Annotated in this window: 22 protein-coding genes; 12 read left to right on the forward strand and 10 right to left on the reverse strand. The window is 72.4% G+C overall.

The genetic code is table 11. The annotated features are described in order from the left end of the window. The first annotated feature begins 81 nt into the window (after nucleotides 1-81). Both mca and Q0994_RS12155 read left to right on the forward strand, forming a co-directional pair. Nucleotides 82-963: a mycothiol conjugate amidase Mca gene (gene mca, locus Q0994_RS12150; RefSeq protein WP_299532746.1), complete on the forward strand. Its 882-nt coding sequence runs from the start codon at nucleotides 82-84 to the stop codon at nucleotides 961-963. A 1-nt stretch (nucleotide 964) separates the two neighbouring features. After that, nucleotides 965-1,198: a hypothetical protein gene (locus Q0994_RS12155; protein WP_299532749.1), complete on the forward strand. Its 234-nt coding sequence runs from the start codon at nucleotides 965-967 to the stop codon at nucleotides 1,196-1,198. Nucleotides 1,199-1,419: 221 nt separating this feature from the next. Here Q0994_RS12155 and Q0994_RS12160 read toward each other — a convergent pair whose 3' ends face one another. Beyond that, nucleotides 1,420-1,986: a Uma2 family endonuclease gene (locus Q0994_RS12160; RefSeq protein ID WP_299532752.1), complete on the reverse strand. Its 567-nt coding sequence runs from the start codon at nucleotides 1,984-1,986 to the stop codon at nucleotides 1,420-1,422. Between the two features lie 143 nt (nucleotides 1,987-2,129). Here Q0994_RS12160 and Q0994_RS12165 point away from each other — a divergent pair, with 143 nt between their 5' ends. After that, nucleotides 2,130-4,184 (forward strand): thioredoxin domain-containing protein, encoded by a 2,055-nt coding sequence (locus Q0994_RS12165; RefSeq protein WP_299532754.1) that lies wholly within the window; start codon nucleotides 2,130-2,132, stop codon nucleotides 4,182-4,184. 123 nt (nucleotides 4,185-4,307) lie between these two features. Here the strand turns inward: Q0994_RS12165 and Q0994_RS12170 are convergent, their stop codons facing one another. Further along, the gene (locus tag Q0994_RS12170) at nucleotides 4,308-5,042 is read right to left on the reverse strand and encodes a hemolysin III family protein (protein ID WP_299532756.1); all 735 of its coding nucleotides are present in this window, start codon (nucleotides 5,040-5,042) and stop codon (nucleotides 4,308-4,310) included. Between the two features lie 208 nt (nucleotides 5,043-5,250). Between Q0994_RS12170 and Q0994_RS12175 the strand changes: the two genes are divergently transcribed. After that, entirely contained in the window at nucleotides 5,251-7,092 is a 1,842-nt protein-coding gene (locus Q0994_RS12175) for a phosphoenolpyruvate carboxykinase (GTP) (protein ID WP_299532758.1), read from the forward strand. 243 nt (nucleotides 7,093-7,335) lie between these two features. On the opposite strand, the gene Q0994_RS12180 is transcribed toward Q0994_RS12175, so the two are convergent. The 5 genes from Q0994_RS12180 to Q0994_RS12200 all read right to left on the reverse strand — a co-directional run bounded on the left by Q0994_RS12180 (nucleotide 7,336) and on the right by Q0994_RS12200 (nucleotide 11,275). After that, complete coding sequence (locus Q0994_RS12180; RefSeq protein ID WP_299532760.1) at nucleotides 7,336-7,854, reverse strand: S41 family peptidase; 519 nt, start codon at nucleotides 7,852-7,854, stop codon at nucleotides 7,336-7,338. Nucleotides 7,855-7,857: 3 nt separating this feature from the next. Continuing rightward, nucleotides 7,858-8,364 carry a hypothetical protein gene (locus Q0994_RS12185; protein WP_299532762.1) on the reverse strand — a complete coding sequence of 169 codons (507 nt, stop codon included), beginning with the start codon at nucleotides 8,362-8,364 and terminating at the stop codon, nucleotides 7,858-7,860. Nucleotides 8,365-8,517: 153 nt separating this feature from the next. Next, complete coding sequence (locus tag Q0994_RS12190; RefSeq protein WP_299532764.1) at nucleotides 8,518-8,907, reverse strand: hypothetical protein; 390 nt, start codon at nucleotides 8,905-8,907, stop codon at nucleotides 8,518-8,520. Nucleotides 8,908-9,020: 113 nt separating this feature from the next. Then, nucleotides 9,021-10,232 carry a pyridoxal phosphate-dependent aminotransferase gene (locus Q0994_RS12195; protein ID WP_299532767.1) on the reverse strand — a complete coding sequence of 404 codons (1,212 nt, stop codon included), beginning with the start codon at nucleotides 10,230-10,232 and terminating at the stop codon, nucleotides 9,021-9,023. A gap of 230 nt (nucleotides 10,233-10,462) precedes the next feature. After that, a complete protein-coding gene (locus Q0994_RS12200; RefSeq protein WP_299532770.1) occupies nucleotides 10,463-11,275 on the reverse strand; it encodes an arylamine N-acetyltransferase in 813 nt (270 codons plus the stop codon). A 117-nt stretch (nucleotides 11,276-11,392) separates the two neighbouring features. Here Q0994_RS12200 and Q0994_RS12205 point away from each other — a divergent pair, with 117 nt between their 5' ends. Next, complete coding sequence (locus tag Q0994_RS12205; protein ID WP_299532772.1) at nucleotides 11,393-11,734, forward strand: hypothetical protein; 342 nt, start codon at nucleotides 11,393-11,395, stop codon at nucleotides 11,732-11,734. 45 nt (nucleotides 11,735-11,779) lie between these two features. On the opposite strand, the gene Q0994_RS12210 is transcribed toward Q0994_RS12205, so the two are convergent. Further along, nucleotides 11,780-13,396, reverse strand: a complete 1,617-nt coding sequence (locus Q0994_RS12210; RefSeq protein ID WP_299532775.1) for an amidohydrolase family protein — start codon at nucleotides 13,394-13,396, stop codon at nucleotides 11,780-11,782. Nucleotides 13,397-13,460: 64 nt separating this feature from the next. Further along, the gene (locus Q0994_RS12215) at nucleotides 13,461-14,873 is read right to left on the reverse strand and encodes an alanine racemase (RefSeq protein WP_299532777.1); all 1,413 of its coding nucleotides are present in this window, start codon (nucleotides 14,871-14,873) and stop codon (nucleotides 13,461-13,463) included. 95 nt (nucleotides 14,874-14,968) lie between these two features. Between Q0994_RS12215 and Q0994_RS12220 the strand changes: the two genes are divergently transcribed. The 4 genes from Q0994_RS12220 (at nucleotide 14,969) to Q0994_RS12235 (ending at nucleotide 18,967) form a co-directional block, all read left to right on the forward strand. After that, nucleotides 14,969-16,117: a sugar kinase gene (locus tag Q0994_RS12220; RefSeq protein ID WP_299532779.1), complete on the forward strand. Its 1,149-nt coding sequence runs from the start codon at nucleotides 14,969-14,971 to the stop codon at nucleotides 16,115-16,117. A gap of 61 nt (nucleotides 16,118-16,178) precedes the next feature. Next, a complete protein-coding gene (locus Q0994_RS12225) occupies nucleotides 16,179-16,961 on the forward strand; it encodes an IclR family transcriptional regulator (protein WP_299532781.1) in 783 nt (260 codons plus the stop codon). Continuing rightward, nucleotides 16,958-17,368, forward strand: coding sequence for a RidA family protein (locus tag Q0994_RS12230; protein ID WP_299532783.1), 411 nt, complete (start codon nucleotides 16,958-16,960; stop codon nucleotides 17,366-17,368). The genes Q0994_RS12225 and Q0994_RS12230 overlap by 4 nt, the downstream gene beginning before the upstream one ends. A 123-nt stretch (nucleotides 17,369-17,491) precedes the next feature. Continuing rightward, the gene (locus Q0994_RS12235) at nucleotides 17,492-18,967 is read left to right on the forward strand and encodes a GntP family permease (RefSeq protein ID WP_299532785.1); all 1,476 of its coding nucleotides are present in this window, start codon (nucleotides 17,492-17,494) and stop codon (nucleotides 18,965-18,967) included. A 109-nt stretch (nucleotides 18,968-19,076) separates the two neighbouring features. Here the strand turns inward: Q0994_RS12235 and Q0994_RS12240 are convergent, their stop codons facing one another. Then, nucleotides 19,077-20,807: a chitinase gene (locus Q0994_RS12240; RefSeq protein ID WP_299532787.1), complete on the reverse strand. Its 1,731-nt coding sequence runs from the start codon at nucleotides 20,805-20,807 to the stop codon at nucleotides 19,077-19,079. A gap of 910 nt (nucleotides 20,808-21,717) precedes the next feature. Between Q0994_RS12240 and Q0994_RS12245 the strand changes: the two genes are divergently transcribed. The 3 genes from Q0994_RS12245 (at nucleotide 21,718) to Q0994_RS12255 (ending at nucleotide 24,713) form a co-directional block, all read left to right on the forward strand. Further along, nucleotides 21,718-22,608, forward strand: a complete 891-nt coding sequence (locus tag Q0994_RS12245; RefSeq protein ID WP_299532789.1) for a hypothetical protein — start codon at nucleotides 21,718-21,720, stop codon at nucleotides 22,606-22,608. Between the two features lie 100 nt (nucleotides 22,609-22,708). After that, a complete protein-coding gene (gene cpaB / locus Q0994_RS12250; RefSeq protein WP_299532791.1) occupies nucleotides 22,709-23,413 on the forward strand; it encodes a Flp pilus assembly protein CpaB in 705 nt (234 codons plus the stop codon). Between the two features lie 7 nt (nucleotides 23,414-23,420). After that, nucleotides 23,421-24,713: an AAA family ATPase gene (locus tag Q0994_RS12255; RefSeq protein WP_299532793.1), complete on the forward strand. Its 1,293-nt coding sequence runs from the start codon at nucleotides 23,421-23,423 to the stop codon at nucleotides 24,711-24,713. The last annotated feature ends 134 nt before the right edge of the window (nucleotides 24,714-24,847 follow it).

Raw genomic sequence — 24,847 nt, forward strand, 5'->3', positions numbered from 1 at the left:
CCGGGCATCGCGGAATTTTCCACCCTCCCGTTCGGTCACTATAGGAGTTGCCCATAGCGACGAATCACTGAGGATCGAGTCTTGACCGAGCAGCTCCGCCTGATGGCCGTCCACGCCCACCCCGACGACGAGTCGAGCAAGGGCGCCGCCACCATGGCCAAGTACGTGTCCGAGGGGGTGGACGTGCTGGTCGTGACCTGCACCGGAGGCGAGCGCGGCTCCATCCTCAACCCGAAGCTCCAGGGCGACGCGTACATCGAGGAGAACATCCACGAAGTCCGCAAGAAGGAGATGGACGAGGCCCGCGAGATCCTGGGCGTCAAGCAGGAGTGGCTCGGCTTCGTCGACTCGGGCCTGCCCGAGGGCGACCCGCTGCCGCCGCTGCCCGAGGGCTGCTTCGCCCTCCAGGACGAGCAGGTCGCCGCGGGGCGCCTGGTGGCGAAGATCCGCGCGTTCCGGCCGCAGGTCATCACCACGTACGACGAGAACGGCGGGTACCCGCACCCCGACCACATCATGACGCACAAGATCACGATGATCGCGTTCGAGGGCGCCGCCGACACCGAGAAGTTCCCCGAGGCGGAGTTCGGCCCGGCCTACCAGCCCCAGAAGCTCTACTACAACCAGGGCTTCAACAAGCCGCGCACCGTCGCCCTGCACGAGGCCCTGCTGGCCCGCGGCCTGGAGTCCCCTTACGGTGACTGGCTGAAGCGCTGGAGCGAGTTCGAGCGCGCCGAGCGGACGCTGACCACGCACGTTCCGTGCGCCGACTTCTTCGACGTGCGCGACCGGGCGCTGATCGCGCACGCCACGCAGATCGACCCCGAGGGCGGCTGGTTCCGCGTGCCGATGGACGTCCAGAAGGAGGTCTGGCCGACCGAGGAGTACGAGCTGTCGAAGTCCCTGGTCGACACTTCCCTCCCCGAGAGCGACCTCTTCGCGGGCATCCGCGACAATGCCTGATATGTACGCGACCCAGGCAATGACACTGCTCCCGTTCGCCGCCGACCTCGACGAGAACAAGGTGACTCCGGGTGTTCTCGGTTTCCTCGTGTTCGCGGCCCTCGCGGTGGGCGTCTGGCTGCTGATGAAGTCGATGAACCGCCACATGGGCAAGGTGAATTTCGAGGAGGCCCCGGAGCCGGAGGCCGAGCCCGCCCCGGGTGCGGGCCCGACGGCGCCGGCACAGAAGAAGTAGGGCCCGTACGCGGCTCCCGGGGGAACGGAGACCTGGGGGCCCGGGGCCACCCGGCCCGTACGGGTACGCCGCTGCCCGTAAGGCCTCCGCGGGCGGTGCGAACTTTGTAGCCCCGGCCCTGGGGCGGGGCTACGCTTCGCCGCGCCCTGCTCCCTGACAGGTGCCGGACTCAGGGACGTGCCCGAGGGCCCGTCCTGGCACCGGTGCGGATGCCGGTCGTGTCAGACGGCTCGGAGGTCCACGGCCACGGGGAAGGGGACGGCCGCCTCGATGACGCCGGTGAACATCTCGCCGTCCCGGTAGCCCTTGGTGGCGGGGTCGAGCACGTAGGTGTAGGTGATCGGCACACCGGTCGGGGCCTGCTCGACCCGCCAGTAGAAGGGGATGCCGGCCTTGGCGTACTGATCCGTCTTCACGATGCGGTCCGTGGTCTCCGAACCGGGCGACACGACCTCGACGACCAGGAGCACGTGCTCGGGGCGGCTGGGTGTGACGTCGATGGTCTCCGCCCGGTAGACGGTGACGTCGGGGTGGCGGTTGTTGAGCGGAACGTCATGCAGGCGTACGTCGAAGTCCGTGTCGGCGTTCCAGTCCGGGTCTGCGGCGGCGTCCAGAGCATTGGCCAGGATCCTGGCCAGCCGGTTGTGCCGCTTCGAGGCGCTCGGGCCGACGACGACCATCCCGTCCACGATCTCGACGCCGGCGCACTGCTCCTCGGACCAGGACTCGTACTCCTGTGCGCTGATCTGCTGGTGCATCCACGCCGGCGCGATCATCTCGGCGGTCATGGATCTCTCCTTCGAGAGGCCTCGGCAGGTCCGGCACTGCTGTGCCCAGCGTACTGTCCCGGTCCGTCCCCGCTGCCGCCTTCTCCCGGTGCCGGGGCCTGTTGTGCCCGGCTGCCGGGCGTGGCGTGAGTAGGGTGATCGCTGTGAATCGCTTGGGTGGCACGACCTCGCCGTACCTTCTTCAGCACGCCGACAACCCCGTCGACTGGTGGCCATGGTCGCCGGAGGCGTTCGAGGAGGCCCGGCGGCGGGACGTGCCGGTCCTGCTCAGCGTGGGGTATTCGAGCTGCCACTGGTGCCATGTGATGGCGCACGAGTCGTTCGAGGACGACGGGACCGCCGCGTACCTCAACGAGCACTTCGTCGCCGTCAAGGTCGACCGCGAGGAGCGGCCCGACGTCGACGCGGTCTACATGGAGGCGGTGCAGGCGGCGACCGGGCAGGGTGGCTGGCCGATGACGGTGTTCCTCACCGCCGAGGGCGAGCCCTTCTACTTCGGTACGTACTTCCCGCCCGCGCCCCGCCACGGGATGCCGTCGTTCCGGCAGGTGCTGGAGGGCGTCGTCACGGCGTGGACGGACCGGCGCGAGGAGGTCTCCGAGGTGGCCGGGCGGATCGTGGCCGACCTCGCCGGGCGGTCGCTGGCCCACGGCGGGCAGGGCGTCCCCGACGAGGCCGATCTCGCGCAGGCGTTGCTCGGGCTGACCCGCGACTTCGACGACAAGCACGGCGGGTTCGGCGGCGCTCCCAAGTTCCCGCCGTCCATGGTCGTCGAGTTCCTGCTCCGCCACCATGCCCGTACGGGCTCCGACGGGGCGCTGCAGATGGCTCTGGAGAGCTGTGCGGCGATGGCCCGGGGCGGCATCTACGACCAGATCGGCGGCGGCTTCGCCCGCTACTCGGTCGACCGCGGGTGGACCGTCCCGCACTTCGAGAAGATGCTCTACGACAATGCGCTGCTCTGCCGGGCCTACGCGCATCTGTGGAGGTCCACCGGCTCGGAGGCGGCCCGCCGGGTCGCCCTGGAGACGGCGGACTTCATGGTCCGGGAGCTGCGCACGGCGGAGGGCGGCTACGCCTCCGCGCTGGACGCGGACAGCGAGGACACGCAGGGGCGGCACGTCGAAGGCGCGTTCTACGTGTGGACGCCGGCGCAGCTGCGCGAGGTGCTCGGCGACGAGGACGGCGCGTTCGCGGCGGAGTACTTCGGCGTGACCGAGGAGGGCACCTTCGAGGAAGGCGCCTCCGTGCTCCGGCTGCCCGCGAGCGGAGCCGCGCGGGACGACGGCGCCGACGACGGCGACGGCGACGACGCGCGGAGCGACCGCGTCGACTCCGTGCGCGCCCGGCTCTTCGCGGCGCGTGAGCTGCGCCCGCGTCCCGGCCGCGACGACAAGGTGGTGGCGGCCTGGAACGGCCTCGCCGTCGCGGCGCTGGCCGAGACCGGTGCTTATTTCGACCGTCCCGATCTGGTCGAGCGGGCCACCGAGGCCGCCGATCTGCTGGTACGGGTGCACCTCGGCGAGGTCGCCCGGCTGACCCGGACCTCGATGGACGGCCGGGCGGGCGGCAACGACGGGGTGCTGGAGGACTACGCGAACGTCGCGGAGGGCTTCCTCGCGCTGGCGGCCGTCACCGGTGAGGGAGCCTGGCTGGAGTTCGCCGGCTTCCTGCTGGACGTGGTGCTGGCCCGGTTCACCGGTGAGGGCGGTCAGCTGTTCGACACCGCCGACGACGCGGAGCGCCTGATCCGCCGTCCGCAGGACCCGACCGACAACGCCACCCCGTCCGGCTGGACGGCCGCCGCCAACGCCCTGCTCACGTATGCCGCGCACACCGGCTCCGAGCCGCACCGCACCGCCGCCGAGGCGGCGCTCGGCGTGGTGAAGGCGCTCGGCCCGCGCGCCCCGCGCTTCGTCGGCTGGGGCCTGGCCGCCGCCGAGGCGCTGCTGGACGGCCCCCGCGAGGTCGCGGTCGCCGGACCGGTCGGCGGCGAGCTGCACCGCACCGCTCTGCTCGGGCGGGCCCCCGGCGCGGTGGTGGCGGCCGGCGAGCCCGGCGGCGGAGAGTTCCCGCTGCTGGTGGACCGGATGCTGGTCGGCGGGGAGCCGACCGCGTACGTCTGCCGCCACTTCGTCTGCGACGCGCCCACCACGGACGCGGCGGAGCTGGCCCGGAAGCTGGGCGGAGCCGAGTAGCGCGACGGGCCTGCGGCGGGTAGGGGCGTTCGCGCAGCGACGCCGGGGCCCGATCCCGGCAGATGAGGAGGCGCCCCGGCGGTGAACCCGCCGGGGCGCCTCCTCACTCACCGCGCGGGCCGCTCACCCGTGCTGGTACACCACCAGCGAGATGCCGATGTAGTGGGCGACGAAGGCCGCCAGGGTCAGTGAGTGGAAGACCTCGTGGAAGCCGAAATAGCGCGGGGAGGGGTTCGGGCGCTTGAGGCCGTAGATGATCCCGCCCGCGCTGTAGAGCAGGCCGCCGACGACCACCAGGACGAGGACGGCGACGCCGCCGGTGCGCAGGAAGTCCGGCAGGAAGAAGACCGCCGCCCAGCCCATCGCGATGTAGCAGGGCGTGTAGAGCCAGCGGGGCGCGCCGACCCAGAAGACCCGGAAGGCGATGCCGGCCAGCGCCGCCGCCCACACCGCCCAGAGCAGCGGCCGGCCGGTCGACTCGGGGAGCAGGAGCAGCGTCAGCGGGGTGTAGGTGCCCGCGATGATCAGGAAGATGTTGGCGTGGTCGAGGCGGCGCAGCACCGCCTCGCCGCGCGGGCCCCAGGTGCCCCGGTGGTAGACCGCGCTCACCCCGAAGAGCAGGCAGGCGCTGGCGATGTACACCGCGCAGGCGATGCGGGCGCGGGTGCTGTCGGAGAGGGCGATCAGGGTGGCCCCGGCGATCAGCACCGCCGGGAACATGCCCGCGTGCAGCCAGCCGCGCAGCCGCGGTTTCACCGGCAGTGCGTCGACGAGCAGGAGCGGATCGGGGGCGGTGAGCACGGTTTCCGGTGCGTCGGTGCGCCCGGAACCGGGAGCGTCGGCGGATGCGGCAGTCATGCACCGATGCTACCTACGCCTCCGTAGGTAGCTGATTCGAGTGGCGATGCTCACGTGTGAGGCCCCCTGGACAGATGGGCGGAAGAGTCGGATGATCAAATGAGTGCGGTCGGCACCGGATGAGCGCCAATGGAGTAGCGGCAGTCGAAGCATCCGGGTCGAAGCCCCCACGGGGCACCAAACCCAACACCCTCGACAAGGAGCGATCGTGGCGCGCGACATCGCGGCTCCCTCCACTGTTCCCACTCAGCACCAGGAGCTCGTCTCCTGGGTCGACCAGATCGCCGCCCTCACCCAGCCCGACCGTGTGGTGTGGTGCGACGGCTCCGAGGCGGAGTACGAGCGCCTGTGCGAGGAGCTCGTCGACAAGGGCACCTTCACCAAGCTCGATCCCGTCAAGCGGCCGAACTCCTACTACGCCGCCTCCGACCCGAGCGACGTCGCCCGCGTCGAGACCCGCACCTTCATCTGCTCCGAGAAGGAGGAGGACGCGGGCCCCACCAACCACTGGAAGGCCCCCGCCGAGATGCGGGAGATCTTCACCGGTGACGGTGACGGCGACGGCGAAAAGGGCATCTTCCGCGGGTCGATGCGCGGCCGCACCATGTACGTGGTGCCCTTCTGCATGGGCCCCCTCGGCTCACCGCTGTCCGCGATCGGCGTCGAGATCACCGACTCCGCCTACGTCGCCGTCTCCATGCGCACGATGACCCGCATGGGACAGCCCGTCCTGGACGAGCTCGGCACCGACGGCTTCTTCGTCAAGGCCGTGCACACCCTCGGCGCCCCGCTGGCGGAGGGCCAGGCGGACGTGCCGTGGCCCTGCAACGCCACGAAGTACATCTCGCACTTCCCCGAGGACCGCGAGATCTGGTCCTACGGCTCCGGCTACGGCGGCAACGCCCTGCTGGGCAAGAAGTGCTACGCGCTGCGCATCGCCTCCGTGATGGCGCGCGACGAGGGCTGGCTCGCCGAGCACATGCTGATCCTCAAGCTGACGCCCCCGCGCGGCGAGTCGAAGTACATCGCCGCCGCCTTCCCGAGCGCCTGCGGCAAGACCAACCTCGCCATGCTGGAGCCCACCATCTCCGGCTGGACCGTCGAGACCATCGGCGACGACATCGCCTGGATGCGGTTCGGCGAGGACGGCCAGCTGTACGCGATCAACCCCGAGGCCGGATTCTTCGGCGTCGCCCCCGGCACCGGCGAGCACACCAACGCCAACGCCATGAAGACCCTCTGGGGCAACGCGGTCTTCACCAACGTCGCGCTCACCGACGACAACGACGTCTGGTGGGAGGGGATGACCGAGGACACCCCGGCGCACCTCACGGACTGGAAGGGCAACGACTGGACGCCCGGCTCCGACGCGCCGGCGGCCCACCCCAACGCCCGCTTCACCGTCCCGGCCGGGCAGTGCCCGATCATCGCGCCGGAGTGGGAGGACCCCAGGGGCGTGCCGATCTCGGCCATCCTGTTCGGCGGTCGCCGCGCCTCCGCCGTCCCGCTGGTCACCGAGTCCTTCGACTGGAACCACGGCGTCTTCCTCGGGGCCAACGTCGCCTCCGAGAAGACCGCCGCCGCCGAGGGCAAGGTCGGCGAACTGCGCCGCGACCCGTTCGCCATGCTGCCGTTCTGCGGCTACAACATGGGCGACTACATGAACCACTGGGTCAAGGTGGGCGCCGACAAGGACCCGGCGAAGCTCCCGAAGATCTACTACGTGAACTGGTTCCGCAAGAACGAGGCGGGGCAGTTCGTCTGGCCCGGCTTCGGCGAGAACAGCCGCGTGCTGAAGTGGATCGTGGAGCGCCTCGAAGGCAAGGCCGAGGGCGTCGAGACCCCGATCGGCGTCCTGCCGGCCAAGGGCTCCCTCGACACCGACGGGCTGGACCTCTCCGAGAGCGACCTGGACTACCTGCTGACGGTCGACAAGGAGATCTGGCGCGAGGAGGCGGCGCTGGTCCCCGAGCACCTCAACACCTTCGGGGAGCACACCCCCAAGGAGCTGTGGGACGAGTACCGCGCGCTGGTGAAGCGCCTGGGCTGACGCCCCTGACCAGGTCCGGTGGCGCCCGTGAGGGAGCCGCCGGACCGCGGGCGGCCGGACGGCCGCCCCGACGAGCCCCGCGGTCGGGTCTCCCGACATCCGCCCTGACCTGTGGGGTCAACGGCCCGCCGCGGTACGGCCCCCGGGACCCCCTCATGGTCCCGGGGGCCGAGCACGTTCCGGGCTCGGTGCGGTGCCGTGTCGTGCCGTGCCGTGCGCCGACGGTCGGGCTCGGCTCCCGTGCTACGCCCGGCAGGCCGACTGGGCGGCCAGCCACCGGGTGGCGGCGGTCAGGACCTGGTCGCCGGGGCGCGAGGTGTCCCGCGCGTCGTCGTGGACCTCCGTGTCGGGAGTGAGGGGCCCCTTCTGGACCCGGCCGGTGCGGTCGGCCTCCCACCGCTGGGTCAACACGATCACCGCGCCGTCGGGGAGCGGGTGGACCACGTTGGCGGTCGCCAGGCCCGCGGTGGGCACACCGAAGCTGCGGGTGACGGGCCGCCCCCGGAATGCGAGCGCCACCGCCTCGGCCGCGCTGCCGGTCGTGCGGCCGGTCAGCACGGCCACCGGCGGCATCGGGCGGGCGAGCGGTTCGGCCGGTCCCCAGTCGTCCAGATAGTCGCGCGGGGTGCCGTTCTTCATCGTCCACGGGATCCGCGTGCCGTCCGCGGCCACGAACGAGCCGACCTCCCCGTCCCCGAGCACCGCGCCCACCGCCGCCAGCGGGCCCCACATGTTCCCGCCGTAGTTGGAGCGCAGGTCCACGATCTAGCCGCAGGCGCCCCGCCGGTCCTGGGCGGCCACGGCGGAACGCGCCGCGCGCACGTACGCGGCCGCCGCCGTGTCGTTCGCGACCGGTGGCAGTTCGACGTGAGCGACACCCCCGGCCAGGGACTTCACCGCCGGGACCACGGCGTCGCCCTCGGCGGGAGCGCTCAGCAACTGCTTCGCGGCGGCGGGGTCGGCGAAACGGCTGTGCCCGTCCCCCAGCCCGCGCAGTGCCGCCTCGATCGCCGGGTAGGTCTGCGCGGGGGTGCGGGCGTCGCCCGCACGTTCCCTCGCGGCGCGACGCAGCTCCGGCCAGTCCACCTCCGCCGCCAGCAGGGAGTTCTCCTCCATGACGTCGAGGGCGGCGGTGAGGTAGGTGCGCGCCTCGGGGGCCATCGCCTCGCCGGGCGCGGGCGGACCGGACGTGCAGCCGGCGGTGAGCGCCGACAGGGCGGCGAGCGTGGCGAGACGGCCCCGGACCGGGTGCTTGTGCTGTCGGGCCTGCATGCGGGACGCCTCCGTCGGTGTGGTTGCGCCGTCGCGGTACGGCCCCCGGAACCCCCTCATGGTCCCGGGGGCCCAGCTTTGTCTACCGACCCGTCGGGGCGGCGTCAACCGTCCGGGACGCCGGGCTCGGGTGCCGGAGGAGGCCGGGAGGTGTCAGGCGGCCTCGACCAGGGGGGCCGGGGACGCCAGCGCGGCGGTGTGGGCGTCCATCCGCTCGGCGGCCAGGATCGCGGCGGCGGTGTCCGCGCGGGAGGCCGCCACCACCAGGGCGCGGCCGGCCAGGGCGTGGGCCCGCCGGTGCAGGGCGGGGCGCGGGGCGTCGCTCAGGGACGCGTGGCGGACCGGCGGGGTTCCGCGCAGCCGGGCCACCTGCCCGGCGATGCGGTCGCCCTCGCCGTCGAGACCGAGCTCGTCGGTGACGGCCAGCAGGGCGGCCAGGTGTGCCGCGAGCTGCATGTCCAGCGCTTCCTCGCGCGAGCGGTGGGGGAAGGGGGCGTCGTCGGCCTGCGAGTGGACCGACTTCGTGCGGATCGGCTCGTACATGGGGATGGCCTCCAGGTCGTACTGTGGTGACCATCCTACATTGGATCGTGTCTAAAGTTGTGGGCGATCCGGATCGCGGATCGCGGACAGCGCGGTCGCCCGCGCCGGCCCCGCTAGGGCTGGCCGTATCCGTCGAGGAAGTGTCCGATCCGCGTCACCGCGTCGGTCAGGTCCTCCACCGACGGCAGGGTGACCACCCGGAAGTGGTCCGGTTCCGGCCAGTTGAAGCCGGTGCCCTGCACGACCATGATCTTCTCGGCCCGCAGCAGGTCGAGCACCATCTGCCGGTCGTCCTTGATCTTGTAGACCTTGGGGTCGAGCCGGGGGAAGAGGTACAGCGCCCCCTTCGGCTTCACGCAGCTCACGCCGGGGATCTGCGTCAGCAGGTCGTAGGCGGCGTCCCGCTGCTCCAGGATCCGCCCGCCCGGCAGCACCAGGTCGTCGATGGACTGCCGGCCGCCGAGCGCCGCCGCCACCGCGTGCTGGGCCGGCATGTTGGCGCACAGCCGCATGTTGGCGAGGACGGTCAGACCCTCGATGTACGAGGACGCGTGCGCCTTGGGCCCGCAGACCGCCAGCCAGCCGGAGCGGTAGCCGGCCACCCGGTAGTTCTTCGACAGGCCGTTGAAGGTGAGGACCATCAGGTCCGGGGCGATCACCGCGGTCGGCGTGTGGGTGGCGCCGTCGTAGAGGATGCGGTCGTAGATCTCGTCCGAGCAGACCACCAGGTGGTGCCGGCGGGCGATCTCGGTGAGGCCGCGCAGCATCTCGTCGTCGTACACCGCGCCGGTCGGGTTGTTCGGGTTGATGATCACCATGGCTTTGGTGCGGTCGGTGATCTTCCGCTCGATGTCGGCGAGGTCCGGCATCCAGTCGGCCTGCTCGTCGCAGCGGTAGTGCACGGCCGTGCCGCCCGCCAGGGACACCGAGGCGGTCCACAGCGGATAGTCGGGGGCCGGCACCAGCACCTCGTCGCCGTCGTCGAGCAGCGCCTGCATCGACATCTGGATCAGCTCGGAGACGCCGTTGCCGAGGTAGACGTCCTCGACGCCGAGGTCGATCCCCTTGGTCTGGTAGTGCTGCATCACGCCCCGGCGCGCGGACAGCAGGCCCTTCGCGTCGCCGTACCCGTGCGCCCCGGCGAGGTTGCGCAGGATGTCTTCGAGGATCTCGGGCGGGCACTCGAAACCGAACGCCGCCGGGTTGCCGGTGTTGAGCTTGAGGATGCGGTGGCCGGCCGACTCCAGCCGCATCGCCTCCTCGAGCACCGGGCCGCGGATCTCGTAGCAGACGTTGGCGAGCTTCGTGGACTGGATGACCTGCATGTCCGCGAGCTTACGGCGGCGTTTCGCACGGTGCGCACGCATGGCGCGCCGACGGTGCGGCGGCGGGCGCGCCCACGCGGGCCCGCGTCTTCCATCGGCTGGCGGCTCCCGGCGCCGACCTTGGGAAGCGTCGGGCGGGGCGGGGCGACCGCCTTGGAATGCGGGCTCGCGGGCCACGCGCGGGTGAGATGCGACACGCGGTTGACCTCCGGACGGTCCCGGAGGTGTATTCACTCCGGCAGGTCGAGGTCCGGCGGGAGCCGCAGCCCGAAGGCGGTGCGGAGGACCCGCGCCACCTCCTGGGGTCCGGCCAGCCGCCGCTCCTCGACCGTCCCGTCGTCGGCGGTGGCGGTGAGGGTCCGGCCGGCCAGTGACAGATGCCGGCCCGGCAGCGTCCGCTGGGCGTACAGCGTCCGAAAGAAGGGGGAGGCGGGGTTGGTCGCGATGTGCCAGTTGATCACCAGGAAGTCCGGCGCCTCGAAGGGCTCCAGGGTGAACGCGTACTGCGGCTCCCACGCGCCCCGGTGTTCCGCGTGCAACTCCCAGGTTTCCAGCGGGCCCTCGCTCTCCACCCGGACCAGCCGGTGGTGGCGCGGCGCGTCCCGCACCTGTGCCCCCGCCGTCAGCGGGACCGGCTCCAGCAGCGCGCCGACCGCCCCGAAGCCGACGTCCGCCAGATAGGGGACGGGCTCGCCCGGCACCTCCACCCGCAGCGCCATGTGGGTGCGCGGCCGGATGTCGCCGGGGGCCGCGCCCAGCACCACCCGGGCCGCCAGCAGCGTCACCCGGAAGCCGAGCGCGGTGAGGGCGGCGGCGAGCAGGGTGTTCTGCTCGTAGCAGTAGCCGCCGCGCCCGCCGCGCACCAGCTTCGCTTCCAGATCGGGCACGGCGAGTGACGGCGCTGAGCCGAGCAGCGGCTCCAGGTTCTCGAACGGGATGCCCGTCAGATGGGCGCGGTGCACCGACCGCAGCACGTCGGCGGTGGGACGGCGCTCCCCGTCCCAGCCGATCCGGGCGGTGTACGCGTCGAGGTCGAGTGTCATGCTCCGACCGTACGCACCCGTCGCCGCGGGGCGCGGACGCGCCTCGCGCCCCCGCAGTACCTCTGGTGTCGCTCAAGTCGGGTGAGCGGCAGGCGTCCGTGGGGGAAGGGTCGTTCCATGAGCCTCTTCGCCAAGCGGGAAACGACCGTCCTCGTCCTGCGCGACGCGCCCGAGATCATCACCGGACTGCGGGAGTTGCTGTCGGCCGCGCCCGACGACGAACGCGCCGGGCTGGCCCGCGCCCTCGACCTCGTGGAGGAGTTCGCCTCCCGGCCGGACGCGGAGCTGCGCGCCCGCTGGGTCCGCCAACGGCTCGCGGCGGCCGACTACCGGGGCGCGCCCGACGAGGTCGCCGGGATCAAGGCGCTGCGCGGCGCCGAACCGGGGCTGACGCTGCTCCAGGCGGTGACGTACGCGAAGGAGGCGGCGGCGGGGGAGCCGGGGGTCCGGGCCGACTGACCGCCGGGGGAGCCGGGGGGCCGGGGCGGCCGGCGGCGGGGTCCGTCAGGGGCGGGTGGAGCGGACCGAGCGGCCGGCGATCACCTGGGTCCGGCGGCCGTCCTCGATGACGAACCGACCGTCGATCAGGACGTGCGGGATGCCCACCGGCAGCGTGCGGGGCTGCTCGAAGGTGGAGCCGGCCGCGACCGTCTCCGGGTCGAAGAGCACCAGGTCGGCACGGTAGCCCTCGCGCACCAGACCCCGGTCCGGCAGCCGCAGCCGGGCGGCCGGGCGGGAGGTGAGGTGGGCGACGCACTCCTCCAGCGACATCACGCCCAGCTCGCGCGCGTACCGGCCGAGGTACTGCGGGAACGTGCCGTAGGCGCGGGGGTGCGGCTTGTCGCCCTGGAGGATGCCGTCGCTGCCGCCGGTGTGCACCCGGTGGCGCATGATCTGGCGCACGTTCTCCTCGTGGCCCACGTGCTGAAGGATCGTGGTGCCGAGCCGGTCCTCGGTCAGCAGCCGGCGGGCCGTCGTCCACGGCTCCTCGCCGCGCGCCCGCGCCGACCCGGCGACGGTGCGGCCCACGTACCCGGCGAGGCCGGGCGTGCTCACGCCGGAGATCTCGATGGTGTCCCACTCGATCGGCACCCCGTGGCAGCCGTCCGAACCCAGCACCTCCAGGTGGTGGCGCACGCGCTCCGCGGTCTCCGGGTCCGCCAGCCGCTCCAGCGTCCGTCCGGGGCCGCCCTCGCTCGCCCAGCTCGGCAGCATCGCGACCAGGGTGGTGCAGCCGGGGGTGTAGGGGTAGCTGTCCAGCGAGATGTCCGCGCCGTCCGCGAGCGCGCCGTCGAGCAGGGCGAGCAGGTCGGGCGCCCGGCCCTCGTTGACACCGAAGTTCATGGTGGCGTGGGCGAGATGGAGCGGGCAGTCGGCGCCGCGGGTGAGGCGCACCATCTCCTCGTACGCCTCCAGCGCGCCGGCGCCGTAACTGCGGTGGTGCGGGCAGTAGTAGCCGCCGTAGGAGCCCACCACCCGGCACAGTTCGGTGAGTTCGGCGTCGTCCGCGTACATCCCCGGGGTGTAGGTGAGGCCGGAGGACATGCCGACGGCGCCCTCCTCCATGCCCTGGGCGACGAGCCGGCGCATCCGCTCCAGCTCGGCCCCGGTGGCGGGGCGGTCGTCCCAGCCGAGCGCGTACATCCGCACCGTGCCCTGCGGGATCAGGTAGGCGGCGTTGACGGCGATGCCCTGGCCGCCGAAGTTGCGGTCGAGCCGGTCCAGGTAGCCGCCGACGGTGCGCCAGTCGAAGTCGATGTCCGCGCCGTCGCCGTTCCACCCGGCGATGGAGCGACGGACCTCGGCGAGGGTCCGGTCGTCCACCGGGGCGTACGACAGCCCGTCCTGGCCGAGGACTTCGAGGGTGACGCCCTGGGCCGCCTTCGCGCTGTGGTCCGGGTCCCGCAGCAGCGCCAGGTCGCTGTGGGCGTGCATGTCGATGAAGCCGGGCGACAGCGCGAGGCCGTCCGCGTCGAGGTTGCGGACGGCCCCGGGGCGGGGGCCGGGCGCGCCCTCGGGATGGATCGCGGCGATCCGGCCGCCGTCGAGGGCGACGTCGGCGCGTATCGCCGGGTCGCCGCTGCCGTCGATGACGCGAGCGTCGCGGATGACGAGGTCCATGCCGGGGTGACCGGTCCTTTCGGTGGGGGGCGCCGGGATCGCCCGGCGGCGGTTGCCGGTTCGGTCAGAAGAAGGTGCGGACCAGGTCCTCGACGGTGCCGTCCTCGCGGACCACCGGAATGAGCTGCCACTTGTCGAAGGACGTGCACGGGTGGGAGAGCCCGAGGCCGACCCAGTCACCGACCTCCAGGCCGCTGCCCGGCGCGGTGGTGACCCAGGCGTGCTGGTCCGACAGGCCGGTGACGGTGACGCCGTCGGCGGGCCGCAGCGAGCCGTCCCGGCCGGAGCGCACCACCTGCGCCCGCGGCAGGTCGAGGTCGTACGCCGCGTCCCGCTTGCCGGCGTTGAGGAACGCCTGCTCGTCGGTGGGACGCGAGACGACCTGGGCCCACAGCCGGAACGCGGCCCGCAGCGAGCCCTCCTCCGGCACCCGGTTGAACGGGGTGAGGTGGCGGTAGTGGCCGTCGTCGTGCGAGACGTAGGCGCCGGAACGCAGCAACGGCAGGACCGGACGGCCGAGTCGGGGGATCTCGGCGAAGACGTCGGCGACCGCGTCGAACCAGGCGCTGCCGCCGGCACTGATCACGATCCGCTCGTCACCGGCCAGTTCACCGAAGCGGCCTGCGGCGTCGAAGTCCACGGCGAGCGCCACCAGCCGGCGCAGCCAGGCGCGCACCCGCTCGGGGTCGGCGTCCGGCACCTCGCCCTCGTACCCGGCGACACCCACCAGCCGCAGCGTGGAGGCGGCGGCCACCGCGTCGGCGACCGCGGCGCACTCGGCCTCGGTGCGCGCGCCGGTGCGGGCGCCGTCGCCCGCGCCCAGCTCCACGACGACGTCCAGCGGGCGGCGGGCGCCCGCGGCCCGCAGGGCCCCGTCCATCAGCTCGACGCCGCGTACGGAGTCGGCGTAGCAGACGAAGGTGACGTCCGGGTCGGCGTCGAGCTCGGCGGAGATCCAGGCGAGCGCGGGGGCGTCCACGATCTCGTTGGCGACGAAGATCCGGCGTACGCCGTAGGCGCGGCAGACCCGGGCCTGGTGCGGGACGGCGACGGTGATGCCCCATGCGCCGTGCCGGAGCTGACGGGCGAACAGCTGAGGGGACATGGAGGTCTTGCCGTGCGGGGCGAAGGCCAGGCCGTGCCGCTCGGTGTACGTCTCCAGCAGGGCGAGGTTCTCCGACAGCGCCTCGGCGGACAGCGTCAGCAGCGGGGTGGTGAAGCCGCCGGTGAAGACCGAGCGCCCCTCCGCGGCGAGCGCGCCCGCGGTCAGTCCCTCCGCGTCCGGGGGGAGGCCCTTGAACCGGTGGTCCAGGCGTTCGTCGGCCAGGGCGGCGGCGAGCGTCTCGACGCGTGCGTCGGCGTTCCCGGACCGGCCGGCGGCCAAGTCGCCGGTCGTTGCGCTGGTCGCGCTGGTCGCGTCGTCGTGGGCGGCCAAAGGGGCCTCCTCGTATCGTGTTGCACCGTGTGCAACGCCCATTGCGTATATCGCTCCCCGCTGTCTAACATCCGAGCCGGTACCGGGTCAATGACGACAACCGGGCCGAGAACCGTCCCGACCAGCGAGGAGTCAGCGTGACCGGACCCGGAGCAGCAGGGGCGGCGTCCGCCGCGGCGGACGCCCCCGCCCAGACGCCCGGCACCGCACCCGGTGCGCCGGACGTCGTCTGCCTCGGCGAGTCCATGGTGACGTTCCTCCCCTCGCGGCCCGGCCGCCTCGCCGAGGTGCCCGCCTTCCGGCGCGCCATCGGCGGAGCCGAGTCCAACGTCGCCTGCGCCCTGGCGGCGGCCGGACACCGGGTGCGGTGGGTCAGCCGGGTCGGCGACGACGGCTTCGGCGAGCACCTGGTGGACACCGTCGGCGGCTACGGCGTGGACACCTCCGCCGTCGCTCGCGACCCGCACCGCCCCACCGGCATCTACTTCCGCACCGCCGCCGACCGGGCCACCGGCGCCCACGAGGTCGCCTACTACCGGGCCGGGTCCGCCGCCTCCGCGATGTCGCCGGAGAACGCCCCCTACTCCGACCTGCTGGCCGGTCGCGTCCTGCACGTCTCCGGGATCACCGCCGCGCTCTCCGACGACTGCCTCGCCCTGCTGCGCACGCTCACCGCGCCCCGCGAGGGCCGGCCGCTCCTCTCCTTCGACGTCAACCACCGGCCCGGCCTCTGGCGCGGTCGCACCCCCGGTCCCGAGGTGCTGCTGGAACTGGCCCGGGGCGCCGACCTCGTCTTCGTCGGCGACGACGAGGCCGAGGAGGCGTGGGGCGTCACCGGCGCCGGGGCGATCCGCGCCGCGCTGCCCGAGCCCGCGGTCCTGGTCGTCAAGCGCGGGGCCGACGGCGCCACCGTCTTCTCGCGTACCGACGCCGCCGGCCCGGACGTGGTCACCGAGGTGCCCTCGCTGCGTGTCGACGTCGTCGCCGCCGTCGGCGCGGGCGACGCCTTCGCCGCCGGCTTCCTCTCCGCCACCCTGCGCGGCCTGCCGGTACGCGACCGGGTGCGCCACGGCCATCTCATGGCCGCCGCCGTCCTCACGGTGCCGGGCGACCACACCGACCCGCCGGCCCGCGCCCACGCCGACCGCCTCGTCGCCCTCGACGACGACGCCTGGGGCACACTGCGTCTCGGCCCCGGATGGACCGGGGACGGCGGCCGCGGCGACGACGGGCGCGACGACGACCGGCGCGACGACGACCGGGAGACGGAGACGGGGACAGCATGAACGGCGGACAGGACCGGGCGCGCCCGACCACGGCGGCCCCCGCGACCACCGGGGCGGCGGCATGAGCCAGACCGTCGACCGGGCGCTCAGCATCCTCCCGCTGCTCGCCGAGGGCCCCGCCGACCTCGGCCGCGTCGCCGAGCGCCTCGGCGTCCACAAGTCCACCGCCCTGCGCCTGCTGCGCACCCTGCACGAGCACGGCCTCGTCTACCGCCAGCAGGACCAGCGCTACCGTCTCGGCGCCCGGCTCTTCGCACTCGCCCAGGAAGCCGTGGAGAACCTCGACGTCCGCGAGATCGCCCACCCCCACCTGGTACAGCTCAACGACCGCGTCGGGCACACCGTCCACCTCGCGGTCCACGAGGAGGGCGAGGTCCTCTACATCGACAAGGTGGACAGCCGCTACCCCGTCCGGATGTACTCGCGGATCGGCAAACCCGTCGCCCTCACCGTCGCGGCCGTGGCCAAGCTGCTGCTGTCCGACCTCCCCGAGCACGAACGGCGCACCCTCGCCGAACGGCTCGACTACCCCATGTACACGCCCCGTTCGACCCCCAACGCCGCCGCGTTCCTCCGGGAGCTCGCCGTCGTGCGCGAACAGGGCTGGGCCACCGACCTCGGTGGCCACGAGGAGTCGATCAACTGCATCGGCGCGCCCATCCGGGGAACCGACGGGCGCGTCGTCGCGGCGATGTCCGTCTCCGCGCCGAACGTCGTCGTCACGGCGGAAGAACTCCTCGCCCTCCTCCCGCTGCTGCGCCGCACCGCCGACGCGATCAGCCGGGAGTACTCGGGTACCGCCGTACCCGAGACGCACACCGCCCCACCGAAGGAAGCATCATGAGCGACAAGACCGCCCTCACCCCCAGCACGCACACCGCGCCCCCGGCGAAGTTCTCGCACGGCGTCAAGAAGGGCAACATCCTCCAGGTCGCCGGCCAGGTCGGCTTCCTCCCCGCCGTCGAGGGCCAGGCGCCCACCCCGGCCGGCCCGACCCTGCGCGAGCAGACCCTCCAGACCTTCGCCAACGTCAAGGCGATCCTCGAAGAGGGCGGCGCCACCTGGGACGACGTGATGATGATGCGCGTCTACCTCACGGACACCGGCCACTTCGCCGAACTGAACGAGATCTACAACGCGTACTTCGAGGAGCAGGGCCTCACCGCCCCGGCCGCCGCGCGCACCACGGTCTACGTCGGCCTCCCCAAGGGCCTGCTGATCGAGATCGACGCGCTCGCGGTCCTCGGCTGATCCGTTTGCCCCACCGGCCCCACCCCTCCCGCACGACCCACGGCACGGCGCCCCGCCCCACCGCGGCGGCGCCGTGCCGCGCTCCCCCCTGCCCGGAAAGCCCACAGCACCCGCGGAGTTGACATGTCGTACGCCGCCGCCCCCCTGCCGGCGGAGACACCGCCGCACACCGGCGGGCTCCTCCTCCTGCTCGACGGGACGGCGGGTCTGCTGACCGTCGCCGCCCTCGGGATCGCGCTCCTGCTCTTCCTGATCATGAAGGTCAGGCTCCAGCCGTTCGTCGCGCTGCTCGCGGTCTCCATAGCCGTCGGCCTCGCCGCCGGACTCTCGGTCACCGAACTGTTCGGCACCGTCCAGAAGTCCGCCGCGGTCTCCGTACTCGAATCCGGCATGGGCGGCATCCTCGGCCACGTCGCCATCATCATCGGCCTCGGCACGATGCTCGGCGCGGTCCTGGAGGTCTCCGGCGGCGCCGAGGTGCTGAGCGGCCGCCTGCTGAAGGTCTTCGGCGAGAAGCGCGCCCCCACCGCGATGGGCCTGACCGGCCTCCTCTTCGGCATCCCCGTCTTCTTCGACGTCGGCATCTTCGTCCTCGCGCCGATCGTCTACGCCGCCGCCAAGCGGTCCGGCAAGTCCGTGCTGCTGTACTGCATGCCGCTGCTGGCCGGGCTGTCCATGACCCACGCGTTCCTGCCGCCGCACCCCGGCCCGGTCGCCGCCGCCGGTCTCTTCCACGTCTCGCTCGGCTGGGTCATCCTGATGGGCGTCCTCGTCGGCATCCCGTCCGTGCTCGCCGCCTGGGCCTACGCCGCCTGGATCGGCCGCCGCATCTTCGTGCCCGTCCCGCAGGACATGGTCGAGGCCGCCGAGGAGGCCAAGGCGGCCGTCGCGGCCGAGCAGCAGGCGGCCGGCGTCACCCCGCGCGAGGACCCCGTCCCCCTCGGCACCGTGCTGGCCATCATCGGCACCCCGCTGGTGCTGATCCTCGCGGCGACGTTCTCGTCCATCGCCCTGGACCCGTCCACCGGCCGCTCGGTGATCGAGTTCTTCGGCAACCCCTTCGTGGCCCTGTCGATCGCCCTGCTGCTCGCCTACTACCTGCTGGGCATCCGCCGCGGCTGGTCGCGCAAGTCGCTGGAGTCGGTCTCGACGGCCTCGCTCAAGCCGGTCGGCAACATCCTGCTGGTGGTCGGCGCCGGCGGCATCTTCGGCGCGGTCCTGAAGGCCAGCGGCATCGCGGACGCGCTCGCCACCACCTTCGACGACGTCGGCCTGCCGGTCATCCTGCTGGCCTGGCTGATCTCGGTGGTGCTGCGCGTCGCCCAGGGCTCCGCGACCGTCGCCATCGTCACCACGGCCGGCATCGTCGTGCCGCTGGTCGAGGGCCAGGACATGTCGCAGCCGCACCTCGCACTGATCATCATGGCGATCTCGGCCGGTTCGATCTGCGCCTCGCACGTCAACGACGGCGGGTTCTGGATGGTCTCCAAGTACTTCGGGATCTCCGAGCGCGACACCCTGAAGTCCTGGACCGTCCTGGAGACGGTCCTCTCGGTGGCCGGCTTCGTGGTGGCGGCGCTGCTGAGCCTGGTGGTCTGACCGCCGCTGCGGCGTACCGGAACGGCCGGGCCGCCCGGCCGGCGCGTGCGGGTGGACCGTGCGGACGCGGCGCCGGGCGGGTTCCCCCGCATCGGCGCCGCGCGCGGTGTTACGGCAGGGCGTGGACGTGCGGGCCGACCGCGTTCGACCAGGCGTTGCCGGCGGTGGCGTCCCAGTTGGTCGACCAGGTCATCGCGCCGCGCAGCGCCGGGTAGGTGCGGGACGGCTTGAAGGAGCCGCAGTTGGTGCCGGCGGTCAGGCAGTCCAGGGCCGCGTTGACGACCGAGGGGGCGACGTAACCGCTGCCCGCGCCGCGGGTGGAGGCCGGGACGCCCAGTCCGACCTGCGAGGGGGCGAGACCGCCCTCCAGCTGGATGCAGGCGAGCGCGGTGAGGAAGTCCACCGTGCCCTGGGAGTAGACCTTGCCGTCGCAGCCGAGCATCGAACCGCTGTTGTAGTACTGCATGTTGACGACGGTGAGGATGTCCTTGATGTTCAGCGCCGTCTTGAAGTACTCGCCCGACGTCGACTGCATGTCGATGGTCTGCGGCGCCATCGTGATCACGAGCCCCGCGCCGGCCTTTGCCGAGAGGGCGCGCAGCGCCTTCGTCATGTAGGTGGAGTTGAGCCCGTTCTCCAGGTCGATGTCCACGCCGTTGAAGCCGTAGGTCTGGATCAGGGAGTAGACCGAGTCGGCGAAGGCGGTGGCGGAGGCGTCGCTGTTGACCGCGACCGAGCCCTTCTCGCCGCCGACCGAGATGATCACGTTCTTGCCGGCCGCCTGCTTGGCCTTGATGTCGGCCTTGAACTGGGCGACGGTGTAGCCGTTCAGGCCCGCCGAGTCCAGGGTGAAGGTGACCGCGCCCGGCGTGGCGGTGGCGTCCGCGAAGGAGACCGCGATGATGTCGTAGGCGGCGGGCACGTCGCTGAGCTTCTGGACGGTCGCGCCGTTGTTGAAGTTCTGCCAGTAGCCGGTGACCGCGTGCTTGGGCACGGAGGTCACCGGGCCCGGGTTGCCGGTGCCCTGGGTGGCGGTGCGGGCGGAGACGGACGCGGAGCCCGCCGACTCCCCGGCGGCGTTGGTCGCCCGTACGGAGAAGGTGTACGCGGTGTCCGCGGCCAGCCCGGTCACCGTGGCGGAGGTGCCGGTGGCGGTGGCGGCCTTCACGCCGTCGCGGTAGACGGTGTAGCCGGTGGCGCCGGAGACCGCGTTCCAGCTCAGCGCGACGGACGACGAGGTGACCGCGCCGGCGGCGAGGCCCGAGGGGGCGGCCGGGATCGTCGGGGCGGGGTCGGTGCCGCCGCCCCCGTCGGGACCGGTCACCGCGACGTCGTCCGCGAAGTAGGGCGCCTGGCCGTACCACCCGTGGGTGTAGACCGTCACGGAGGTGGTGGAGGCGCCGGTGGTGAAGCGGGTGGAGAGCTGCGTCCACCCGGTGGAGCCGGGGGTCCAGGTGGAGACGTCGGTGGTGCCGGTGCCGGAGGCGCCCAGGTAGGCGTAACCGCCCTGGAACCAGGAACTGAGCGTGTAGGTCGAGTTGGGCTTCACCGCGACCGTCTGGACGCATTTGGCGTTGTCCTGGCCGGCCGGGGTGCCCTTGAGTGCGGCGGTGCCGCCGTGTACCGGCGAGGCGACGGTGGAGCCGCTGCCGGCGGAACAGGTCCAGTTGGCGAGGCCGGACTCGAATCCGGCGTTCTTGGCGACGTTGACGTCGGCCGCCTGGGCGCTGCCCGCGAGACCGGTGAGGGTCAGGGCGCCGGTGACCGCCACGGCGACGGCGGTGCCGAGGACCGGGTGGGCGGTGCGCCGTCTGCGGCGTCGGGGTGCGGTGCGTTCCACTGGTGCCTCCGGGGGGAGTTGGGGGCGGGCGGGGGTGCGCCCGTGCGAGGTGGGCGATGCGCGTGCCGGGTGTCGGGTACGGCGCAGGGGCGTGAGGGGGCACGCTCCTGCCGGGGTTCGGCTCGGGGTGGGACGGAGGGGACGGTGGCCACCGCTGAGCGACCAAACTGGTCCAGACCAATCAAGTTGTCAAGACCTCTGGCGGCCTGAAGTGAGGTGTGCCGTATGCGGGTTGTCCGCGACCCGGCCGGCCGTGTCCGCCGTTGCCCGCGCAACCGGCGGCGTTTCCAGCGGTGTGCGGGGTTGAGCGGCGCCACCGGTGGGCAGCTCTGTGGTCGGAGCGCCCGGTCCGGGCACCGGCTGCGTCCGTGTGCGCATGTCGGGGCGGGTGTCCCGGTGCGGTGCCGCCCCGGTCCCGCCGGAGCGGTTGCCCCCGGCCGGGCGCGGACGCGTCACGCCCGCCGTCGGTGATGCGGGCATGGCGGGTGCAAAGACCTGGCATATTCGTGCCGGTGAATGCGTGGTCGGGTGGCGGAATTGCACCGCGGATTCGGGTGGGTCCGGCACCGCGCAATCGCCTCGCGCCCGGCCCGTAAACCCCTCGCGGGCGCGGTCGGCGGGTCCGTCGCGGCGGCCCGTCGGGACCCGCAACGGCGTTCGAAGATCACCGAATTGGTGAATTCTCGGCTGCGCCGAGAATAAACATCGGAACGGTAGATAATTCAACCGTGGGGGTTGGTCCGATTTGGCCCGTGTAGCTGCGGTGCGTTCCCCGCGACCGTGCTCGTATTGATTCCCGAAGACTGTTTCCCGGCCTGGTGGGACGTGACTACAGTGCTCTCGAAGAAGCGCGGAGGATCGATTGCGGGCGGCGTCCGACAACGCCGGCCGGAGCCGAACGGGGAACAGCGTGCCGATCGCCCTTGCAGTGACCAGTGCCGACCTGGTGCTACCACCGACGGACCAGCAGACGCCGACGGCGGCGCTGCTGCATGCCCCGGACGCCCAGGCGCTCGAACTGGCGGTAGGTGACATCCACCTGCTGCTGGAACAGCACGGCTACGTCATCGCCGTCTACTCCTCCGACATCCCGCCGGCCCACGAACGGCGGCTGCACGCCATCCGCTCGGTGCTGGAGAGCGACCGCGTCGCCCTGCTCAAGATCGACCTGCCGCCGCTCGGGATCGCGATCCTGGTACGGCAGTTGAGGCAGCTGTCGATCTGCGACTTCAGCCCCGGCGTCGTCGCCTCCGCCGCCCGGCTGCTCGCCCACTACATCCACGCGGGCGCCCTGCTCAACTCCGTGGCCAGGCTCGACCGCGTCCCCGTCAGCCTCTCCTCCCACGCCAAGTCCTGGGTCCCCGGCTCCCAGTTCGTGGTGCTGGCCGGCTCCGATCCGCGGCTGGTCAAGGTGGCGCCGGACATGGAGCCCCTGGCCGGTCCCGAATACCCCACGCATCTCCTCCTCGCCAAGGGGCAGGCGCAACCCGACTGGGTGACGGAGAAACTGGCGCCCTCCTGGAAGGTCCAGGCCATTCACGAGGCGCCGCTGCCCGCCGACTCCTCCCGTTGGTGGGGCACCTCGAAGCTGGTGGAATTCGCCGCCTACCTCCCGGACATCTCCGTGCTGTACCAACTCGTGGCGTCCGTACGCCGGGAGAATTGCCACTGGTGCGGCATGGAACTGATCGGCGACCTCTGCGGTTTCTGCTCCGCCCCGCTCCCGGTCCCCGAGAACCGCTCGCGCGCCACCGGTGTCCTGACCCGTGAGGCGTCCGGACCGCGGGCCCTCGGGGCGTAGCCGCACCACCGCACGTCCCGCACAGCACGGCACGTCACGCACCCCGCGCTTCCCTTGTCCGCCGCCCCACGCATCCGAATCGAACGAGGTCGTCCGGTCCATGAACTCCCGCCAGCGCCGCGGCGTCATACTCCTGCTCCTGTCGGTCCTGTGTGCCTTCGGCGCGTTCGCCGGCGTGCTCTCGGTGATCAGCGACGTGAACTCCAAGGTGGGGCCGGAGGTCTCGGCGTACCAGCTGAAGACCAACATCGCTCCCTACACGGCTCTGAACGACGGGCAGTTCGAGAAGATCTCCATGCCCAAACGCTGGCTGTCGGCCAACGCGGTGACCGACCTGCGCGAGCTGGACGGCAAGATCGCCGTCACCACGCTCCGCAAGGGCTCGCTGCTGCAGAGCGACATGATGGCCGCCAAGCCCGAGATCCGGGCCGGTGAACAGGAGATCGCCATCATGATCGACGCGGCGACCGGCGTCGCGGGCAAGATCACCGCCGGCGCCACCGTCAACGTCTACGCGACCTTCGCCGGCGAGAAGGAGGGCGACCCGGCGCAGTCCAAGGTCATCGTCTCCAACGCCAAGGTGATCGACGTCGGCAAGATCACGGCCCTGGAGCCCGACCAGGACAAGGGCTTCCAGGCCACCCAGGCGGTGCCCATCACCTTCGCCCTGAACACCCTGGACACCCAGCGCGTCGCGTACGCCGAGTCCTTCGCGGAGCACGTACGTCTGGCGCTGGTCGCCCCCGGCAGCGACGGGACCATCCGTCCGGGCGACCGCACCTACCAGCTCGACAAGGACAAGTGAGGATGGGATGACCACCAGAATCCTCCCGGCCGTCGGTGACCTGGACGCGGCGCGTTCCGTCACCACCCTGCTCAGCCAGCTCCCGGACGCCGAACCGGCCACCCCGGTCGGCGACTCCACCCAGCTCATCGACACCCTGGCCCGGCTCGCGGCCGAGGCGTTCGACGAACTGCCCGAGGTCGTGCTGGTCCACGAGCGGATAGGCCCGGTCCCGGCCCTGGAGCTGATCAGGGAGGTGTCGCTGAGGTTCCCGGCGGTCGGCGTCGTGCTGATCACCACCGACGCGAGCCAGGCCCTGTTCGCCGACGCCATGGACTCCGGGGCGCGCGGCATCGTCACGCTGCCGCTGAGCTACGAGGAGCTCGTCAACCGCATCCAGGCCGCCGCCCAGTGGGCGTCCGGCGTACGCCGCCACCTCTCCGCGGGCAACGAGGTGTTCACCGGCCCCGGCGGCACCGTCGTCACCGTCACCGGCGCCAAGGGCGGCGTCGGCTGCACCCTCGTCGCCGTACAACTCGCCCTCGCGGCACAGGCGTCCGGGAACACGGTCGCGCTGGTCGACATGGACCTGCAGACCGGGGACATCGCCTCCTACCTCGACGTGCAGTTCCGCCGGTCCATCGTCGACCTCGCGCTCGTCTCCGAGATATCGCCCCGCGTCCTGTCCGACGCGGTCTTCTCCCACTCCACGGGCCTCTCGCTGCTGCTGGCGCCCGGCGAGGGCGAACGCGGCGAGGAGGTCACCGACCGGTCCGCCCGGCAGATCGTCAGCGCACTGCGCTCGCGGTACGAGATCGTCGTCGTGGACGCCGGCAGCCAGATGAACGGGGCCAACGCCGCCGCGGTGGAGATGGCGGACGTCGCGCTCCTGGTGACGACGCCCGACGTCATCGCGGTGCGCGGCGCCAAGCGCGTCGTACGGATGTGGGACCGGCTGCAGGTCCGCAAGGCCGAGGAGACCCTCACACTCGTCAACCGCTACACGCGTAGCACCGAGATCCAGCCCCCGCTGATCCAGAAGATCACCGGCACCCGGATGGCCGCGGCGGCCGTCCCGGCCAACTTCAAGGAACTCCAGGGCGTCGTCGACGCCGGCCGGGTCCACGACCTCGACGCCAAGAGCACGGTGAAACAGGCCCTGTGGGGACTGGCCGGCGAACTGGGGATCGTGAAGGCCCCGGCGGGGGAGAACAAGGGCAGGACAGGCAAGGCGCGCAACGACCGGGGCTCGATCGGCCGCCCGCGCGGAAAACGCGGCGACGACACGGGCCGGGGACGGACCACCGAGGGGACACGTTGAGCCATGACGACGACATCGACACGGGACACCGGCATACGGAGGGGGCGTTACGACGCCGGCCTCCGGGACCGGCCGCCGGGCGGAGCGGACCACGGTACGGAAACGGCGGACGGGGCTGAGGGGCGCCTGCGCGA

This window comes from uncultured Streptomyces sp., from assembly GCF_947488945.1.
Lineage (GTDB): Bacteria > Actinomycetota > Actinomycetes > Streptomycetales > Streptomycetaceae > Streptomyces.

Coding starts and splice junctions, on each gene's coding strand:
- Q0994_RS12155 (WP_299532749.1), top strand. CDS start 965: ATGTACGCGACCCAGGCAATGACACTGCTCCCGTTCGCCGCCGACCTC.
- Q0994_RS12210 (WP_299532775.1), bottom strand. CDS start 13,396: ATGGACCTCGTCATCCGCGACGCTCGCGTCATCGACGGCAGCGGCGAC.
- Q0994_RS12255 (WP_299532793.1), top strand. CDS start 23,421: ATGACCACCAGAATCCTCCCGGCCGTCGGTGACCTGGACGCGGCGCGT.
- Q0994_RS12230 (WP_299532783.1), top strand. CDS start 16,958: ATGAGCGACAAGACCGCCCTCACCCCCAGCACGCACACCGCGCCCCCG.
- Q0994_RS12205 (WP_299532772.1), top strand. CDS start 11,393: ATGAGCCTCTTCGCCAAGCGGGAAACGACCGTCCTCGTCCTGCGCGAC.
- Q0994_RS12170 (WP_299532756.1), bottom strand. CDS start 5,042: ATGACTGCCGCATCCGCCGACGCTCCCGGTTCCGGGCGCACCGACGCA.
- Q0994_RS12215 (WP_299532777.1), bottom strand. CDS start 14,873: ATGGGCGTTGCACACGGTGCAACACGATACGAGGAGGCCCCTTTGGCC.
- Q0994_RS12200 (WP_299532770.1), bottom strand. CDS start 11,275: ATGACACTCGACCTCGACGCGTACACCGCCCGGATCGGCTGGGACGGG.
- Q0994_RS12160 (WP_299532752.1), bottom strand. CDS start 1,986: ATGACCGCCGAGATGATCGCGCCGGCGTGGATGCACCAGCAGATCAGC.
- Q0994_RS12195 (WP_299532767.1), bottom strand. CDS start 10,232: ATGCAGGTCATCCAGTCCACGAAGCTCGCCAACGTCTGCTACGAGATC.
- Q0994_RS12235 (WP_299532785.1), top strand. CDS start 17,492: ATGTCGTACGCCGCCGCCCCCCTGCCGGCGGAGACACCGCCGCACACC.
- Q0994_RS12225 (WP_299532781.1), top strand. CDS start 16,179: ATGAGCCAGACCGTCGACCGGGCGCTCAGCATCCTCCCGCTGCTCGCC.
- cpaB (WP_299532791.1), top strand. CDS start 22,709: ATGAACTCCCGCCAGCGCCGCGGCGTCATACTCCTGCTCCTGTCGGTC.
- Q0994_RS12190 (WP_299532764.1), bottom strand. CDS start 8,907: ATGTACGAGCCGATCCGCACGAAGTCGGTCCACTCGCAGGCCGACGAC.
- Q0994_RS12185 (WP_299532762.1), bottom strand. CDS start 8,364: ATGCAGGCCCGACAGCACAAGCACCCGGTCCGGGGCCGTCTCGCCACG.